The following is a 16,844-nucleotide window of genomic DNA, read 5'->3' as shown; positions in this document are numbered from 1 at the left end:
GGGGCTTTTTTTGTGGATGGAGATATTGCGATTGTGACTCGACGGCTGATCGCCTATACCATGCGCGGGCTAGTATTTTCTGACGATCAATTTGCAGGCGATGAAGAGTGCGCCGCTTGACGACCGCCGGTGAGGGTCGAAGGAATTGCCATGAATATCGAATCGATTACGATCAATGGATTTAAAAGTGTCACGAACCTGACGCTAGAGCGCTTATCACCGTTCACTGCATTGGCCGGCTCAAACGGTGCAGGAAAAAGTAACATTACCGATGCTCTCGCTTTCTTGGGCGCCATTGTAAAACGAGGTGCCTCGACTGCCATTCGTGATTTTGGTGGTTTTCAACAAATCCATTGTTTCAAACATCGCAAACAAAAAAGGACGACTATCTCTTTCGAGATAAAAATCCAGATTGATCATGAGAATTTTGAGTATTCACTCAAGATTGTTGAGATTGACAAAATCCCTCAGGTAGTCGAAAACCTGAAAATCAACGGTACTCAATACATTGACCGCAAGCAGAATGGCGAAACAAAAGTAACGCTGACAGATTACTCGCCGCTTCAGTCCTTCTTGGAATACCCCCAAGACATGACCGCGCTTATGCTGTTAAGTAACTCTGCTTTGTATAAGTTCCTCACCAATATTCGCGTTTACCGTATTGACCCCATCGCCGCCAAAGAGCCGGACAACTCGACCGCAGATGCAACCATGCTGGATAGCCATGGCAGAAACGTTGCAACCATGTTGTCTATCCTAGAGAAGGACAAGCACTTCCGGACCCAAGTACTGGAATGGATAGAACTAATTGTTCCCGGCATGGAAAATGTCTCAACTGAAAAACAACGACTGGATAGCACCACCGTCATCACATTCAAGGAAGAAGGGACAAGAACTCATTTCCCTGCACGCCTAATCTCGGACGGCACTATTTACGCTTTATGCATAATGACAGCCGTGTTAAGCCGGACCTCTCAAGCCGGCTTAACTATTATCGAGGAGCCTGAACGGGGCATCCACCCAAAAGCAATTGGTGAGCTGGTCGCGCTCATGCGCGACAACGCCACTGTAGATCATCCGGTCTTCATTACGACCCACAGTGAATCTGTGGTGCGCAACCTTAACCCTGAGGAGCTCTGGCTAGTCAATAAGTTGGAAGGCCGGACGAACGTCAAGTGTGCAGCCGAATCAAGAGTCGATAAAAAACAAATCCCCCTTGATACCGCCTGGCTGACCAATTTATTTGACGGGGGTCTACCATGGTGAAGGTAGGTTTTATTGTAGAGGGCGATTGTGAACGGATCGTAGTTGAATCTTCGAAATTCAAAGAATTATTGGCTGATGCTGGATACGAGCTCGTCACACCAGTAATCGACGCAAAAGGCGGAGGCAACCTCTTACCCCAAAATATCGAGGCCTTCACTCAGGTTCTTGAAGCAAAGGGCGTGGAAAAAATCTACGTGCTTACCGACTTAGAGGACGATGACTCAGTTGATATCGTCCGTAATCGCATACAGAACCAAAAATTGGAAACTGTCTTTGTAGCCGTAAAGGCTCTTGAAGCGTGGTTTCTTGCAGATACTCAAGCCATGAGTCAATGGCTGAAGCAAGGGTACAACGAACCCCAGCCAGAAAGGACAATCGACAAGCCCTATGATCGTCTCAAAGAAATCGCCCGAGAGCTGGGCACCTCAGGGCCAGGTAACAAACCCGCCTTTGCTAAAAAAATGATCAAACATTTTGGATTCAGTGTGGCTCATGCGGCTGAACACCCAGAGTGTCCAAGCGCTCGGGAGCTGGTCGAATACTTCCGGGCGCCGTGATCTAGGTGCAAGCGACAGCAAGCAAAGATGTATTCAGTTGTTTGGCTCGAACTCTCCGGAAATTCCGGAGAGTTGCTTCAATGCCGCCATCAAGCACCGATATCCCACATATTCCTGCTCCAACCTCACGCCATCCCCCAGCCGATTGTCCCGCAGCTCATCAAACACCGAACGCTCCTCTGACGTGAGATAAGGCAAGTCATACACGACTTGACGATCTTCACGCCCCCAATACTGTGCGTGGGCATCAAGGGTGCCGCGATCCATCAACAGTGACTCTACATGCCCAAACCGACGGCGTAACTGGTCAAGAATCGCAAACCCATGGGTATCGATATCGCCCCAGTAATAAATTGCACAATTAGATAGCCAATTCGCTTGCCCTAGCGCTTCCCAGCCGTAACCCTTGCCAAATACCACAATGGAGTCCGGCACAAGCGGGAAGGCTAGAAAGTTGGTTTCGTTCTCGGTTACGAAGACTTGCCTGACGGCAATATTCAATTGAGCGAAGCTGGCTGCATCCAGTGTGATATCCGGCAACATGGGACCCGGCAGCAGGGTCAGACTTGGATCTAACACCCGCAAACGAATCCCGACGGGTTTATCGAGAAAACCATAGCGGGCGGAAAACCGTGTGGCGCCTTTATGTTGCAGCCCAATAGCCAGCTCGGGCAGAACTTGGTCGAACAGCTCACTCAGCACGGCCTTGTGTCTTTCGATGAACTTGCTGTGAATACCAGGTATGTCTACCTGCCGAAGGTAGATGCCGGGCCGAGGATGTTGCGTCATCCAAGTCACCACATCCAGAAGCGCGGCCCATTGCCATTCCAGTTCTATGGCCTGCAACGGCTGGCTCCCCATCCAGTCGACCAGCAAAGGCTGACGCTGTCGGGTCAGTTCAAGCAGGGCCTTGAAGCGCATCGCTTCACCCTCTTTGCCAATCAACGCAATGGCATCTTCCAGCGAATCCACCCAGATAGAAGCGGGCAAGCGTTGCGCCCCCACAACCCTGTGATTGACTTCCCGCCACTGGATGCGAATGCCGTCGATAGTAATTAGTTGCGCGACCCAAGCCCTCACACTATCGAAGTAAGCACTCATTTGCGCAGTATCCGGCCCCTTCAATATCAGGCGTCGTGGCTCCCACGCTTCCTCCGTCACCAGCGGGCGCAGCAGATCGCCCCGCTGCCAGAGCCGTAATACCTGCTGTGTGAGGTCCGCTGCCGAAGTCCATTTCATGACGATAAATCAGGCCGGTTCAATCGATACTCTTCGATGGATAGATTGCGCAGCCGGGACGCCCTGCCACCGTCGTTCTGTACAAAGCCCACACTGGAAACAAAAGGTTCGATGATGTGGATTTTCTGCAACGGAGTGACGATCAGCAACTGCAGGTTGAGCTGCTCAAACAGCCGCAAACCATACTCGGCAGATTCATCGGAACCGCGTCCAAACGCTTCATCGATTAACACGAACCGAAACGAACGCGAACGTACAGCGCCCCACTCCAGCCCGAACTGATAGGCCAGGCTCGCTGCCAAAATGGTATAGGCCAGCTTTTCTTTTTGCCCGCCGGACTTACCGCCCGAATCCGAGTAATGCTCATGCTCACGATCATCCTCACGCCAGCGCTCACTGGCGGCAAACAAGAACCAATTGCGCACATCGGTGACTTTGCTGGTCCACCGCCGGTCTTGCTCAGATAGTCCTTCCCGCCCACGAAAGCGATCAATGATGGTTTTGACCTGCAGAAACTTGTTTTCCGAATACTGCGCATCCTCGGACCCCGTCAAAGCGCCCTCGGTACAGGCACGCAATTGCATCTGGAAATCTCGAATGTCCACATCCGGGCTCAGTTGAGACTCCAGCACGATGTAGCGACCTGGGTTGTAGTCAATCTGCCCCAGGGATTCATTGATACGGCCAATCCGCTCCCGGATGGTTTCGCGTTCCCTAGCCAATTGCCCGTTGAAGTTAGCGATCTCATTGATCGTGTTGACGTTGAGCAACTCCTTGAAACGTTGTTCAAAACGCGGCAGATCGTCACGATTAAGTTGGTCCAGCAGGTTGCCGTACTCATCAGCGGCATTGAGATCGGCGTCGAATTCGCTGGTCTCCAGTTTGTAGGCATCCTTGAACGCCACCATGGAACGAATGATTTTGTCCCGCAGACGCTCCATTATCTTGGCCTCGGCGTCCATTTTGCCTTGCAGGGCTTCGCGGACCTCTCGCTCGGCATTGTCGCAAGACTCAACGGACAACATCCGCTCACCCAAGACATGAAGACGCAGGGCTTCCAGTTGAACCCGGACAGACTCGTCGATAACGACCAACAGACAACGAGCTTCGGTACGCAAGGTGCTGGCAACGTCGTGTTTGGCCTCAACGATACCCAGCTCCTTGTCCAAGCGCGACACTTCATCTTCCGTTGCCTGAAGTGCTTGCTGCACTGATTGAAGTTGTACTGTCAGTTGCAGCAATGTGTCACTCGCGGCCTCCAACAGTGCTTTTTCATCCTGCAACCGCGCCACAAGGGTGGCGCATTCGGCCCAGTCGATTTCTCGGTAATCGGTAAACTCATGAAGTGCCGCGAGTGACTCCAATTGCCGGCGCAAGTGAGCACGCTGTTTTTCGGCACTGGCGACACTTGAGCCTATGTCAGCCACGTGCATTTCCAGGCGATGTCTTACCGCCTCAAGCGCCGAGATTTTCTCTGCGTTGCTCCACCCTAAAACATAACGACTGCGGTCGTCCAAACGATGCCGATCATCCTTTTCATGCCGCTCCCCCGCGCCCTTGATCTGCCCCGACAGGGACAAGGCGCGCACCTCTCGGCGAAACTGTTCCGCCGTCTCGCAGCAGGCGTAGTTAAAGCGATGAGCAAGCTCACGTGCCAACCAGGGATAAAACGGCGAATCGGGTTTGACGCTGAGTTTTGTCACCAGCGACTGGGGGTGCAGGTCTGGCGTCTCGGTTTGGCGGGCTGCGCGTACCCTGAAATACACGAGACGCCCCGCCAAGTGAGTTTGATCAACCCATGCCGCTACCTGTGCGTAGTGTTCGTCCGGTACCAGCAGTGCCAGACCAAAATTGTGCAGCACCCGCTCGATAGCTCCTTCCCACGGACGATACTCTTCGCGTACCTGAAGCAGCTCTCCGACAAAGGGCATCAGTTCGTCATCTAATCCAGTCGCCAGACACATGGCTGCCCGTAACTTAATCTGGACTTCCGGAATATTGCTGCGTCGGGCCCTGAGGCTGTTGATTTCGCTGGAAAGCGCATCATGCTCGCGCCGCCCTTCACGCAATGAAACGCCCCACTCGGTGATCTGGTTTTGCAGATCAGCTTCCTCGGTACTCGACTGTTCGCGACGAGCCTGCAGTAGTTGCCCCAGCTGGATAAACCCTGCCTCATCGTCAACAGGCGACTCACCCGCCGCCGCAAGCAATTGCCCGTGACGTTGCGCGCGCTGCTGACGGCGCTCCCGCTCATGGTCCTGTTTGCGAATCTCGATCGCCAGTTGCTCCAGGCGATCACCGCCCTGCTCGGCCACCGCCCGCTTGAGGGAGTCCACATCCAACCGTTGGCGGTCACGTTGCTCGACTTGACGCTCCTTATGAGAAGACAAGCGCTGTTGATCATTGGCCAATAGCTGCAAACGCCGGTCGAGCAACCCAAGTTTGAGCTCCGAAAACCATGGCTTAAGGGCTTCACGGCAATCGCGCAACCCGTCCTGCTCAACAATCAGACCTTTGTATTTGTCGCAGTCAGCCACCAATGGCTCCAGCAGCAGGCGCTGCTGTTTGGCCTTGAGCACCGCCTCATGAGCACGGCTCAAATCGTCAAAATGGGCGATCAATGCAGTGATACGGGCCGCAGCATCGAACGGCTCAAGCATATGGCTACGAACAAATTCGGTCAGGTTTCCGACAGACTTCATCGAAACCGTTTGATGAAACAGTTCCAGCGCTTGTTCATTATCAATCCCCAGACGCCGCCGAAACCATGCACCGTACTTGGGAAAACTGTCCTGAATATCGACACCGTCGTTACGCAGCCGTTTTCGCAGTTGCGCAATGTCGGTACCGAAGTCAGCAAAGTCAGTGGCAATACAAAGCTCACGTTCGGCCCCCACGTAAAAACGCTCTGGCTGCCCCTGCCCATCCTTTATCCAGAATACCTGGGCCAGGGTCACCGTCTGATCGTAGCCTGCGTTGTGAAATACCCCCAGAATCACCGAATAGCTGTTGTGATCGCGCAGGGCGACCGGCCTTGCAGTTCCGGTGACCTCGCTGCGTTCGGACTTGAAATGCCCCAACACGTAAGAGCGCAGGCTTCGCTCCTTGTTTTCGGCTCCGGCGGCCTTGTTGTAGGCAATCCGCTGAGTGGGCACCAATAACGTGGTGATCGCATCCACCAACGTAGACTTGCCAGATCCAATATCCCCCGTCAGCAGGCTATTTTTCCCATCGGGCGACAGCGTCCAGACCCGCTGATCAAAGGTCCCCCAGTTGAGTACCTCAAGGCGCCTGAGGCGGAACCCGGAGAGCCTGTCATCACCGATAAAATCCAACTCCGTAAGCAACGACTCACTCATTGTTCAATCTCCTGCACGCCATCAGGCGCTGACTCGCTTTCTCCCGAAAGACGCATCTGGTACTCCCCAAGCCGCTTATCGAAGTCAGACAACCATTGAGCGTCTACAAACGCCTTGAGGATGCGCCGCACCTCATAGCTCAAGGGGCCGGCGGTACTCTTGAGGCGGCGTAAAAAACCCAGCTCGATGATCTTGGTGATGTGTGCATCAATCTGGTCAACAAGCCGGGCTTCGTTGCTGCTGTCGGGCAAAAAAACGCGAATCAGTTCGACGATTTCATCACGAGTCAGCACCAGCCTCGTTTCACCGCCAGAGGCGTCGAACTCTGCCAGTTTTTTTCGCAGCAAGGCCAAGAGCAGACTGACCGGAAATGACAGCGGTCTACGCGCAACAAGCCGTGGCACCCGAACCTGCGGTTCATCCTCGTCGGCCTCCGCACGGCTGCGCAGGAAAGCGTAGCCTTCGGCCTCATCCAACATTAACTCCAGACCCAGCACCGTCACGTAACCGCGAACCTGGGTCTGCCAGTTGAGTAACGTCCCCCACAGACGCTCATCACCTTCACGATAAATCACCCCCTTAAGCAGCAAAACCAGCAGCGTCGACAGATCTGCTGCGGCAACGTCTATAACCACGTCCGGCGCATGTTGTTCTTCGCTCATCCGTGCCTCACAAAAATAACGCGCGCCAGCCGTGCCTGCTTTCGTACGGGATGGCCGTCAATGGACGTAGCCGTCCACACAATCGGCTCGTTCTGGCTGTCATCGACGACGCTGGTAAATGTTTCGCTGGCCAAGTGAAGATAGGCCACCAACTCGGCCAACCCTTGGCGCAACGGTTGTAATCGGATCAACTCGCACAATGTGATTTGCGAGCGGGTCTGCAGTGCCTGATCGATATGAGCAGCGAGCCTCGCAAGGTCGACCATCCGCTCGCTGTACAAGGCACTCATGTCGAGATCATCGTCGCCGACTTGCACGCTCATGCCGGCAAAGTCGGGCTTCAGGGTCAGTGTGTGCAAAGGCCGCTCCATGGGCAATTCGATACGGGCCGCCACATCGGCCATAAGCATAAAGTTGCCCGCGGGGGGATGCTCACGAACGCGCAGGGTCTTGGCTTCTACCGCCCGCAGGATGTCCATGATTCGGCGGTTTTCCAGCCATACCTGATCATCCAGAAAGCGTCGCAACTGCTGGGAAAGTTGCGCGACCATGCGCTGAGTATGTTCGCCCGCCTCAAGCCAGTCGTAATGCACGCGACGAGTGCGAATATCCGGCTTCAATTCCATCACCGGCGCCAGGGCAAGCACATGATCAAGCATCCGTGTCAGCTCCTCCTGACGGCTGGACGACATCAAGAATCCCCAGAACGCCCTGAAACTACGGCCCTGATCGGAGTCTGAAATAGCATCGCGCTCGCCCATGATCTGTTCCAGCAGCTCACCCTTGGCGCCATCCCATAAAGCGATTCGCTCACGTACATGTCGATCCAGCAGGCGAAAGTTATCTTCGACCTCTCGAAAATCGGCGAGCAGCTCCCGTGACAACTGAGTAAATTGCTGGAAGCGATCTTTCAGGGCTGTATCGTGCAGGAGAGGCACATCACCACCCAGGATCTGTGAGATCTCCGCATCCAGTTCATCCCGGCGCTTACGCAACTCGGCCACACGCTTTGCCGGATCCGCTTCACTGCCCTCGCTCATCTGCTTAAGCAGCTCGAACAGTGTCAGCAACCTGGACTCGGTACCGACAAACCCCCGCTCAACGAGGGAAGCCAACCAAGCGATGGCCTTCTCGGTAGACGGCGTCAGATCAAACTGTGGCTCGTCGTCTTGACGGTAAAACTTGCGCAGCCAGCCCTTTTCCGGGCTGGCCCAATCATTGAGGTAATACAGCGCAGACTTGGGAAAGGCGTTGTCGTCCAGTTGCCTGCGCAAGGCGAACAACTCATCTTCCAGCGCCTCCGCCAGGTCAGCGGCGGCAATGATTCGCACGTTGGGGGCGACAAACACGCGGTGCAAAAAACTTGCAACCAGCGAACCGTGGTCCGAGCACAGCAACCGCCATGCCGGATGATGCATTCGCAGGCTTTCAAGGGTGGCGTAATCCATCACGTACCGATTGTAGAGTTAACGAACTCAAAACAATGGCGCCAAGCCGAGGTATTTTCCACTCCTAAATTGACGCACTAGCCGAACGGCTAGGTTGTTGCAAAAAGCGTCCGTCAAAAGCCCCAAATTAGATTCAGGGCTTTTGAACAGGACATTTCAGTGTTGTTGTCGCAACGCCTCCAACCGCGCCGGCAAATCCTCCTTGGGAAAGCGCTTATGCAACTCCAGCAGCTTCTCATCCGCCGCCCTGGCCTCTCCCGCCTGCCGCAACCGCAGGATTTCCTGCAGCCCTTGCTCCAATGGCGGCAGCACAACAGCCGCGCGTTTGCTCATCTTCGCCACCGACTCATCCGCCAGCACACCGGCGACTTCGGCCTGCACCTGCGGCGCACTGTCGGCCTGCGGAGCCACGGAGAATCGAGCCATCGGCGCGGCTGCCGGGGCCGGGCGGGCCAGTTCCTGCGGGGCGGCCGCGTAAGTACCTGTGGATAACTCCGGCGGCGGCACCGGCGAACGCATCACCACACCAATCATCAGTGCCACACCGGCCACGGTGGCAAATGCCATCTGCCAGCGCGGCCGTTGGCAGGCCTGTAACCAGCGCTGCCACAGGTTGGGCTGGCGCACCGGGGCTTCGCGGTGGGCGGTGGCCAGGATGAAAGCATCCAAAGAGGCCGGCGGCTCGCCGCGGGTGTGTTGACGGAAATGCTCGATCAGCACGTCGTCGTTTGAATCCGGGGTCTGTCGGGAGTCAGTCATGCGGGTACCTCCTCGGCCAGCAGTCGGCGCAGTTTCTGCTGGGCGTAACGCAAGCGGCTTTTTACCGTTTCCAGTGGGGCGCCGGTGAGCGCGGCAATTTGTGGCACTTCCAGGTCGCCGTGCAGGCGCAGCAGGAACACTTCGCGCTGGTCTTCGGGCAGGTCTTGCAGTGCGGTGTCCAGGCGCGCCTGGTCGCGGCTCAGGCTCAGCAGTTGCTCGGGCCCGGCGCTGTCGTCGGGCTGGCCGTGCAGCTGCTCATCGTAGCTGTCGTGCAACGGGTTGTGGACGCCGTGCTTGCGCCAGTGGTCGATCAGGCGGTTGCGGGCAATCTGGAACAGCCAGGTACGAAAACTCGCCCGGCCCTGTGGCTCGCTGGTGCTGCGGATCAGGCTGAGCCAGGTGTCCTGGAACACTTCCTCGGCCAGTTCGGCCTTGTTGCTCAAGGACACGAGGAAACGGTAAAGGCCCTGTCGATGCCGCGCATACAGGGCCTCGAACGCCGCACCATCGCCGCTGCGGTAGCGGGACAGCAGGGCTTCGTCGCTGGGTGAATCCATCAGGTGGCGCACTCCTTTGAGGTGGATCAGTGTTTGGCCGGTGCCTGGAGGCTCTGGGCCAATTCAACCAGTTGCACAAACTCGCCGCGCAAACCGAAAGGGTCGTCGCCCCGGGCGGAGCGGGCCAGTGCGGCCGTGTCCTTGAAGCTCATGCTGCCAGTGTAGCGGCCATCACCCTTGAGTTGCTGGGCGAAGGCGGCCACGGCGGCAGAGAAGCGCAGGTCGTCGCTGGGTTTGGCGTTCTGCTCGTTGTTGATCGGGTGTTCGATCAGTCGGCTATTGCCGCCTTCAGCCGGCTTGTAGCGTACTCGCAGCATGGCCAATTCGGAGGTTTTACCGTCAGCGTTGGGTGGCGATGCGTAGCGCAGTGGCTCCAGCCAGCCCTGCGCGCCCTTCGGGACAATTTCATACAACGCGGTCACCGTGTGCCCTGCACCGATCTCTCCGGCATCGACCTTGTCGTTGTTGAAATCCTCTCGCTTCAAGGCGCGGTTTTCATAGCCCAGCAGTCGGTATTCGCTGACCTGTGCCGGGTTGAATTCCACTTGCAGTTTCACATCCCGGGCCACCACCGCGAGGGTCGAGCTGAGTTGGTCCACCAGCACCTTGCGGGCTTCACGCAGGTTGTCGATGTAGGCGTAGTTACCGTCACCGGCGTCGGCCAGTTGTTCCATCAGCTGTTCGTTGTAGTTATCCACACCAAAGCCGAGGGTGGTCAGGGACACGCCGCTTTTGCGCTGGTCCACGGCCATTTGCTTCAGGCTGTCGAAGTCACTGACACCCACATTGAAGTCGCCGTCGGTGGCCAGCAGGATGCGGTTGATGCCTTTGTCGATAAATCCTTCGCGGGCCATTTGGTAGGCCATTTCGATACCCGAGGCGCCTGCGGTGGAGCCGCCGGCGGTCAACTGGTCGATGGCGTTGCGGATCGTGGTTTTGTCCCGACCCGACGTAGGCTTGAGCACCACCCGCGATTCACCGGCGTAGACCACCAGCGACACGCGGTCCTGGTCACGCAGTTGGTCCACCAGTAATTTCAGGGTGCTCTTGACCAGCGGCAGGCCTTCGCGCCGGTTCATCGAGCCGGACACGTCCACCAGGAACACCAGGTTGGCCGGTGCCAGGTCCGCCACGGCGCGGTCCGAGGCCTTGATGCCGATGCGCAGCAATCGGGTGTGGGGGTTCCACGGGGACGGTGCCACTTCGGTGGTCACGCCAAAGGGCGAGCCGTCGATAGGCAGCGCGTAGTCGTAGGGGAAGTAATTGACCATCTCCTCCAGTCGCACAGCCCCTTCGGGCGGCAGGCTGCCTTGGTTGAGGAAACGCCTTACGTTGGCATAGCTGCCGGTATCAACATCGACGCTGAAGGTGGAGACCGGCGTCTCGGCCACGCTGCGGATCGGATTGTCCGGGAGGTTCTGATATTGCTCCCGCGGCTCGGCCTGATATTGCATGGCGATCGAGTCGTTCATGACCAACCGCGCGGCCATCGGTGCCGGCGCGACCATCCGCTTGATCATGGCACCCTCAGCGCGGACGGGTTCGCTTTGCAGTTCCGCAACAGGCGCCGACTCCACCGGCTTGGCCACATCACGGGATGAAGAAAGCCCACACCCGGCAAGCGCCACCAGCAGGGTCACGGTGAAGCCTTGGGCGGCAGGGCGCAACAGCAGAAGAGGACGGGACATGGGCTGAACCTCGTGAATGAATGATCCGTTCACAAGGTCAGACGCAAGGGACTGGCGATTCGGGTTAACGCACTTTAGCGCGAAGGAATATCGCGCAAGTCATCGACGATAAAGCGGCTCAGCACGCCCGTATAAAACGGCTCGACGCTGGAGTTGCCGGTATTGCTGACGATCCCGCCGATCGTCTTGTATTGCTGCCATTGGCCAAACAAGCCCGCTGGAACCAGGCCGTCACGGTCCTTGGCAAAGTGCAATACCTCACCACCGGCCTTCTTGACCTTGACCAGGTAGTTGAAATCCACACTGGTCAGGACCGTGTTGTCGTCAACGAGCACGGTAGCGATCCCGCCCTTCGAATCCTGGAAATGACGGGCATAGACGACCTTCACATCCAACAAATAGTCAGCGCTTTCCTTACTGGTGGCGTAGCGCTTGGCCTTGAGCAGGCGGTTGACCAGGTCGACGCCCAGTTGCTCGCGGACTTTTTCATCCGGCAGGAAGCGCTCGTTCTTGCCCACTACGTCAACGTCGAAGGTGTCGAGCCAATAGGTGGCGGTCTTGGGGATCTGAACCGGGGCGGGGGAAATGTAGTAAGCCGGCTTGGAGGCGCAGCCCGCCAGAACGGTGAGGGCCAGGAGTAAAGCAAAAACGCGCATGTCTGAGTTCTTCCCTGAATGATGTCAATTTGACTTCATTTTACGGAGTCGCACGTGGCTTTTCGAGCCCTGCTTCAATTTGAAGCAATAGCCCCAAAGAAACGACGTCATCACCCCGGTATTCCTGCGCGAGTCCTGGTTAAACGGCTACTCATCAATTTGGACCATCAACCCGCTCGCCACTGGCCTTGTCCCGCACTTCGAGACTCCAAACCTTGGAATTGACCTCTGCGGTCAACAGATAGGCGTGCCCCGCCAGCAAGTCGACATCCCTGATGATTGGAAAAGACAGGCCTGACCCCATCCGCGCAACCACCTTGATGCGGTGCCGGCCTGGAGCAAACTGGTAGTCCTTGTAATTGACCAGCCAAAACAGGTTGTCTTTACCATCGACTTCAACGATGACAATGGAGGGGTGAGACATCTGAAGCGTGGCAATACCTGAAGCGGGTACACCCTCAGCGCTTTTATCCACATACGAAACACAACCCGCTGACACAACCAATACCCACGCCAGGGCAATCCAGCGCGAACATCCTTTAAGGCAATGGAACATGAACACTCCCTGAGCGCCGGGCAGCCGCCGGCGCGTGATCTTCATTTCAACCGCTGTATCCGCTGCGGGCTTAAATACTTGATCGCCGATAACCACCTTTACATCGGCATCAGCCTGCAGCGCCTGTCGCCGCTGCCACAGTCGCCACCGGGATACGCTCATTGGGCGCAGTCACGTCGTACACATGCTGCTCACAGCCCTTCCCGATAATCACGAACTCCACCAGGTAAACCTTTTGCTTCTCAGGCTTGAAGGTCGAACTCATGGGGCCGCATTCATACACATAGGTTTTGACGAGGCCGACGTAGTTAGCGTTGTAGACCCGTGACTCACCGATCACTTCAAAGGGCTGCCCCGGGTCTGCCTGCACTTCCAACTGTGGGAAGCGTTTGGCGACGGCGCTGTTGCCCACTTCGCTCATCTTGGCGATCCAGCCAAATACCTTGCCACGGCCGGAATCCACCACGGTCCCGAGAATTTCCGGACGCTGGTCTGCATCGGAACTACGGCGTACGGAGAACTGCACCGGGTAGGTAAAACCGGTCGCCTTCATGATGACCTTGGCGTGATCAGCGTCCACCTCGACCTTTTTTTGCTGCAACTGAACGCCGTCCGTGAGCAGGCTTGGCGAGGAGTTCCTGGCAGTGGAGTGGCAGCCGGCCAAGGCCAGGGCGAGGATCAAGAGTGAGGTCTTTTTCATGGGTTATTTCCCTATTTCAAAACAACGAGAATCCGGCGTCGGGCTACCTGGAAATCCGTAGCCCGACGCCATTTTTTTATCGGCTGTAATGCTTAAAACGCGTACCGCGCCTTGAGCATGACGCCGTCGGCATCAAACCCGCTGCGCGCCTGGCGGGTGTAACTGGCACCCACGGTCAACGCCGACACTTGGTAGTTCAGGCCCACACTGGCTTCGTAGCTGTCGCGGGCCACGGAAGCACCGGTGACGGTGAACGCCGAGCCGCCCTGCACGAAGCTGGACGTCTGCGCCACACGGTCGCCCATCAGGTCGTGGTAGGCCATCAAGGTGGCCTCCGGTTGCAGGCTGCCGGTGGACAACGGCAGGTTGCCCGCCAGGCGCAGGCCTGCACCCAACTCGCCCACTTCATAACGCTGTGAACCGGTGCTCAGCGCCGCAGAAGAGCCCTTCTCGTTGAAACCGTCCATGCGCACGCTGGAATAACGGGCCGCCACCCGCGGCTCGATCAACACGGCATCCGAGAGTTTGAAGGTGTAGCCACCGAGCACACTTGCCGACAACACATCGCTGCCGTAGCTGCCCTTGGCCGTGGTGCCTGCTACATGGCGCTTGCTGTCGTTGTCGTTATGGCCGTAGCTGAGGCTGCCGTCGACAAACCAGTTTTGCAGCGACCAGTTGCCGTACAGCGACAGCGCGTTGCCCTGCACTTCCGTCTTGTTGCCCCGGTCGGAATGGATATTGGAATTGAGGTAGCTGTAGGCCACGCCGAGGATCGTGGTGTCGTTCAACCGACCGTCCGCCCCCACTGCCATGCCGCTGCTATTGGCCGAGTAACCGTTGTCACCGCCACGGCCGTCCTGGTCCATGTTGCTGCTCAGGCCTTGCACCCACACGCCAGCGGCTTCGCGATTTTCGCGCTGGCCGGTGAGGCGGTTGAGGATCGCGCCGTTGATCACGGTCTGACCCGACAGTGCCACATCCAACGCGCCACGGTTGACGTCCGGCTTTAGCTGCTCACCGATCTGCGCCAGTTGCTGTGCGGTGCCGGCGTTGGCCAGGGACTGGAATACCGGGTCGTCCTGGCTGAGACGGCTCAGTACGCCGTTCTTGAAAGTGTTCACTGATGTAGCTGCCGTTGCGCTGGCGCCCACGCCAGCCAGCGCTTGCTGCACTTGCTGGTTGTCCTTGACCGCCACCACCGCCTTGACGGTTTGCGCGTCGGCCGAGTAGCTGAGCACATCCAGCAGCGATGACGAACTGGCAACAGACAGGCCGTTGTCTTGCACGCTGGTGGCTTGCAGCAAGGTGTACTGCGTGCCGTTGTTGGTCGTGGCGAAGTCGCCAGGTTTGGCGCTCACGGTCAACTTCGAGGCCTGGGCAAAACTGGCGGCACCGTTAACGTTCAGGTACGGCGTGGTCGGCAACACGCTGTCGGACAGGCGCATGTCGATACCCGCGCCGCTGGCGACATTGAGGTTGCCGGTGATCGCAGTGCCGGGTGCGGAGAGATTCAGCGAGCCTGAGTTGACCGATACCGGCGCGATGATGCGGCTGCCGGTGAAATCTGCCTGGCCAGCGATATTCACGGCGTTGACGTTGAGTACGTCGCCGATGATCTTCCCGCCGGTCCAGTTCAGGGCGGCCAGGTTTGCCGCGTCGATGGCGATGCCGGCGTTACTGCGGATCTCACCGGCTTGCTGGTTGATCTCAAACGCCGAAGTCTGATCGGCAGCGTCCACGTGAATGGCTGTGCCATCGGCGCTGATCGTGCCGCGGTTAACGATGCCCCGCGCGCCGGTTGCGCTGTTCTGGGCAAAAGTTGCCCCGGCAAACTCGAAGGCATTGGCGTTGGTGCCCGAGGCCTCAAGGGTGCCGGTGTTGAGGATGTAGTCGACCGTACCGTTTAGAAACATCACCGTCTTGGCGTCATTGCCGTTGGCAGAAAGCAGGCCGCTGTTTTCGATGCGCAGAGGGTTGGTGTCGGTTTCCACCTCGATGCCCCAGGCGCCCTCGCCTGTTGCCTTGAGCGTGCCGGCGTTGAGGATTTTGCCGCCGACGGTGGTACCCAGATTGTTCTGGCGGTCGAGGATCAGGCCGATGGCGTAATCACCGTTCATGTCGATTACGCCGGTGTTGGAGACGTCGCCGGCGATGGTGGTGCCATGCAGGTAAATGCCTTCACCGCCATCTACGTAGGAGGGTGAAGCAGGCGGCGTCAGGGGCAGTGTGGAACGGATGGTGCCGGAGTTGATGACACTTCCGCCGATAGTCGTCGCGCCGATCTCAAGCCCCTCGTAACCCCCATTCTTCATAAGAATGTTGCCCGCCTGGACCACGTCTCCGCTGACAGTTCCCGGGCTCAGATTTTGCGGGCCCGACCAGAACAGCGGGTCCAGGGCAATCGCTCGGATGGCGGCGCCCTGGGAATCCAGAGTGATGTCGGCACGGTTGATCAACGAACCCTGGATAGTGGTGTTGGCCACACCCAGTCCGGCAGGGTTGGTGGTGGTCGGCACCACTACTTGGGAGAACGTCCCGTTGATGGTCAATGACTCATTGAAGGTCTCGCCGACCCAAATGTTCTTGCCCTGCCCCAGGTCGAACTCCACCGCCAGCGCTTGCGAACTGATTGCGCCGACCATGAGTGCCAACAGGCTTTTCTGGAACTGCTTACGCTTCATTTCAAACTCCATGAACTACATTAAAAGCCGCCAATAGGCCCGGCGGCAGTAGGTGTACTGAGAAGGATCAATTGATCCGAATGCATTCCCCCGCGGCGCCTTCCTGAAACGCAGGCGCGCGCCTGTGCACCGCAGCGGGCGGTGACAGAAAAGAGGTTTGGGGGGCAAGGTTCACATTAATCCTTAATGTCATTTGAAAACGCTGCAGTCCATGCAGCCCGACCGGTTGCGGGTGGGCGAGGTAAAGACACTGGGATATACAAAATGTTCAAGGCGCTCGGCGGGCTCTATCAATAACCACCGGCGTTGAGATCAGCCACCGCAAGCCAGAGCATCTCGTCGCCACGGTCCATCCGCGCCACCACGGTGAGCGTCGGATAGACCACGCTGCTGAAGCCCCACTCGCCTACCGTCAGTTGAATCTGCGCATCGGCCGGCTCATCGTCACCCACCACCTTGAGCGATGAGGTCTTACCCACCCATGCCCCCCTCGACGTCCTCCACGACGCCGCTGTGTACAGGATTCGCGCCGTCACCCGACTGCTGGAAAACCTGGCATTCCGCGACCCGCTCAGCAGCGATGCCGTGGTGCTTCAAGACTTCGCCCAATTGCTGGCGATTCCGCTGCGCGATGGGTGTGATCTGCCGGATGTCATCAGTCGCCGGCTCACTGCCGATCCCTCCTGAGTAAAAGTCGGGCGGCGGTAGCGCCGCCC

The 16,844-nt window shown here is 57.5% G+C and carries 15 protein-coding genes; 3 read left to right on the top strand and 12 right to left on the bottom strand.

All coding sequences use genetic code 11. The features are described 5' to 3' along the window. The first annotated feature begins 150 nt into the window (after positions 1-150). Both MUM_RS0107940 and MUM_RS0107935 read left to right on the top strand, forming a co-directional pair. Positions 151-1,266: an AAA family ATPase gene (locus tag MUM_RS0107940; RefSeq protein WP_010168812.1), complete on the top strand. Its 1,116-nt coding sequence runs from the start codon at positions 151-153 to the stop codon at positions 1,264-1,266. Further along, the gene (locus MUM_RS0107935) at positions 1,260-1,823 is read left to right on the top strand and encodes a DUF4276 family protein (RefSeq protein WP_010168810.1); all 564 of its coding nucleotides are present in this window, start codon (positions 1,260-1,262) and stop codon (positions 1,821-1,823) included. Before MUM_RS0107940 ends, MUM_RS0107935 begins: the two co-directional genes overlap by 7 nt. Before the next feature lie 33 nt (positions 1,824-1,856). Here the strand turns inward: MUM_RS0107935 and MUM_RS0107930 are convergent, their stop codons facing one another. From MUM_RS0107930 to MUM_RS0107875, 12 genes are all read right to left on the bottom strand, one after another. Further along, on the bottom strand, positions 1,857-3,062 hold the full coding sequence (locus MUM_RS0107930) for a DUF3322 domain-containing protein (RefSeq protein ID WP_010168808.1): 1,206 nt from the start codon (positions 3,060-3,062) through the stop codon (positions 1,857-1,859). Next, positions 3,059-6,421, bottom strand: a complete 3,363-nt coding sequence (locus MUM_RS0107925) for an ATP-binding protein (RefSeq protein WP_010168806.1) — start codon at positions 6,419-6,421, stop codon at positions 3,059-3,061. The genes MUM_RS0107930 and MUM_RS0107925 overlap by 4 nt, the downstream gene beginning before the upstream one ends. Further along, positions 6,418-7,083, bottom strand: a complete 666-nt coding sequence (locus tag MUM_RS0107920; protein WP_010168804.1) for a DUF4194 domain-containing protein — start codon at positions 7,081-7,083, stop codon at positions 6,418-6,420. Before MUM_RS0107920 ends, MUM_RS0107925 begins: the two co-directional genes overlap by 4 nt. Continuing rightward, a complete protein-coding gene (locus tag MUM_RS0107915) occupies positions 7,080-8,531 on the bottom strand; it encodes a DUF3375 domain-containing protein (RefSeq protein ID WP_029615803.1) in 1,452 nt (483 codons plus the stop codon). The genes MUM_RS0107920 and MUM_RS0107915 overlap by 4 nt, the downstream gene beginning before the upstream one ends. Before the next feature lie 156 nt (positions 8,532-8,687). Further along, positions 8,688-9,290 carry a hypothetical protein gene (locus MUM_RS0107910; RefSeq protein WP_010168800.1) on the bottom strand — a complete coding sequence of 201 codons (603 nt, stop codon included), beginning with the start codon at positions 9,288-9,290 and terminating at the stop codon, positions 8,688-8,690. Continuing rightward, on the bottom strand, positions 9,287-9,847 hold the full coding sequence (locus MUM_RS0107905) for an RNA polymerase sigma factor (RefSeq protein WP_010168798.1): 561 nt from the start codon (positions 9,845-9,847) through the stop codon (positions 9,287-9,289). Before MUM_RS0107905 ends, MUM_RS0107910 begins: the two co-directional genes overlap by 4 nt. Positions 9,848-9,873: 26 nt before the next feature. After that, on the bottom strand, positions 9,874-11,535 hold the full coding sequence (locus tag MUM_RS0107900) for a vWA domain-containing protein (protein ID WP_010168796.1): 1,662 nt from the start codon (positions 11,533-11,535) through the stop codon (positions 9,874-9,876). 74 nt (positions 11,536-11,609) lie between these two features. After that, positions 11,610-12,191: a hypothetical protein gene (locus MUM_RS0107895; RefSeq protein ID WP_010168794.1), complete on the bottom strand. Its 582-nt coding sequence runs from the start codon at positions 12,189-12,191 to the stop codon at positions 11,610-11,612. Between the two features lie 154 nt (positions 12,192-12,345). Then, the gene (locus tag MUM_RS0107890; RefSeq protein ID WP_010168793.1) at positions 12,346-12,792 is read right to left on the bottom strand and encodes a hypothetical protein; all 447 of its coding nucleotides are present in this window, start codon (positions 12,790-12,792) and stop codon (positions 12,346-12,348) included. A gap of 64 nt (positions 12,793-12,856) precedes the next feature. Continuing rightward, complete coding sequence (locus MUM_RS0107885; protein ID WP_010168792.1) at positions 12,857-13,447, bottom strand: hypothetical protein; 591 nt, start codon at positions 13,445-13,447, stop codon at positions 12,857-12,859. 92 nt (positions 13,448-13,539) lie between these two features. Next, positions 13,540-16,128, bottom strand: coding sequence for an autotransporter family protein (locus MUM_RS0107880; protein ID WP_010168791.1), 2,589 nt, complete (start codon positions 16,126-16,128; stop codon positions 13,540-13,542). A gap of 290 nt (positions 16,129-16,418) precedes the next feature. Further along, on the bottom strand, positions 16,419-16,607 hold the full coding sequence (locus MUM_RS0107875) for a hypothetical protein (protein WP_010168790.1): 189 nt from the start codon (positions 16,605-16,607) through the stop codon (positions 16,419-16,421). Between MUM_RS0107875 and MUM_RS1000000133105 the strand changes: the two genes are divergently transcribed. Next, entirely contained in the window at positions 16,585-16,815 is a 231-nt protein-coding gene (locus MUM_RS1000000133105) for a hypothetical protein (protein WP_081480061.1), read from the top strand. The two genes, MUM_RS0107875 and MUM_RS1000000133105, sit on opposite strands and share 23 nt — an antisense overlap. The last annotated feature ends 29 nt before the right edge of the window (positions 16,816-16,844 follow it).

Source organism: Pseudomonas sp. PAMC 25886 (assembly GCF_000242655.1).
In the GTDB taxonomy this organism is placed as follows: domain Bacteria; phylum Pseudomonadota; class Gammaproteobacteria; order Pseudomonadales; family Pseudomonadaceae; genus Aquipseudomonas.
Note: the sequence above shows the minus strand (reverse complement) of the source record. Positions and strands in the feature narration are given on the sequence as shown.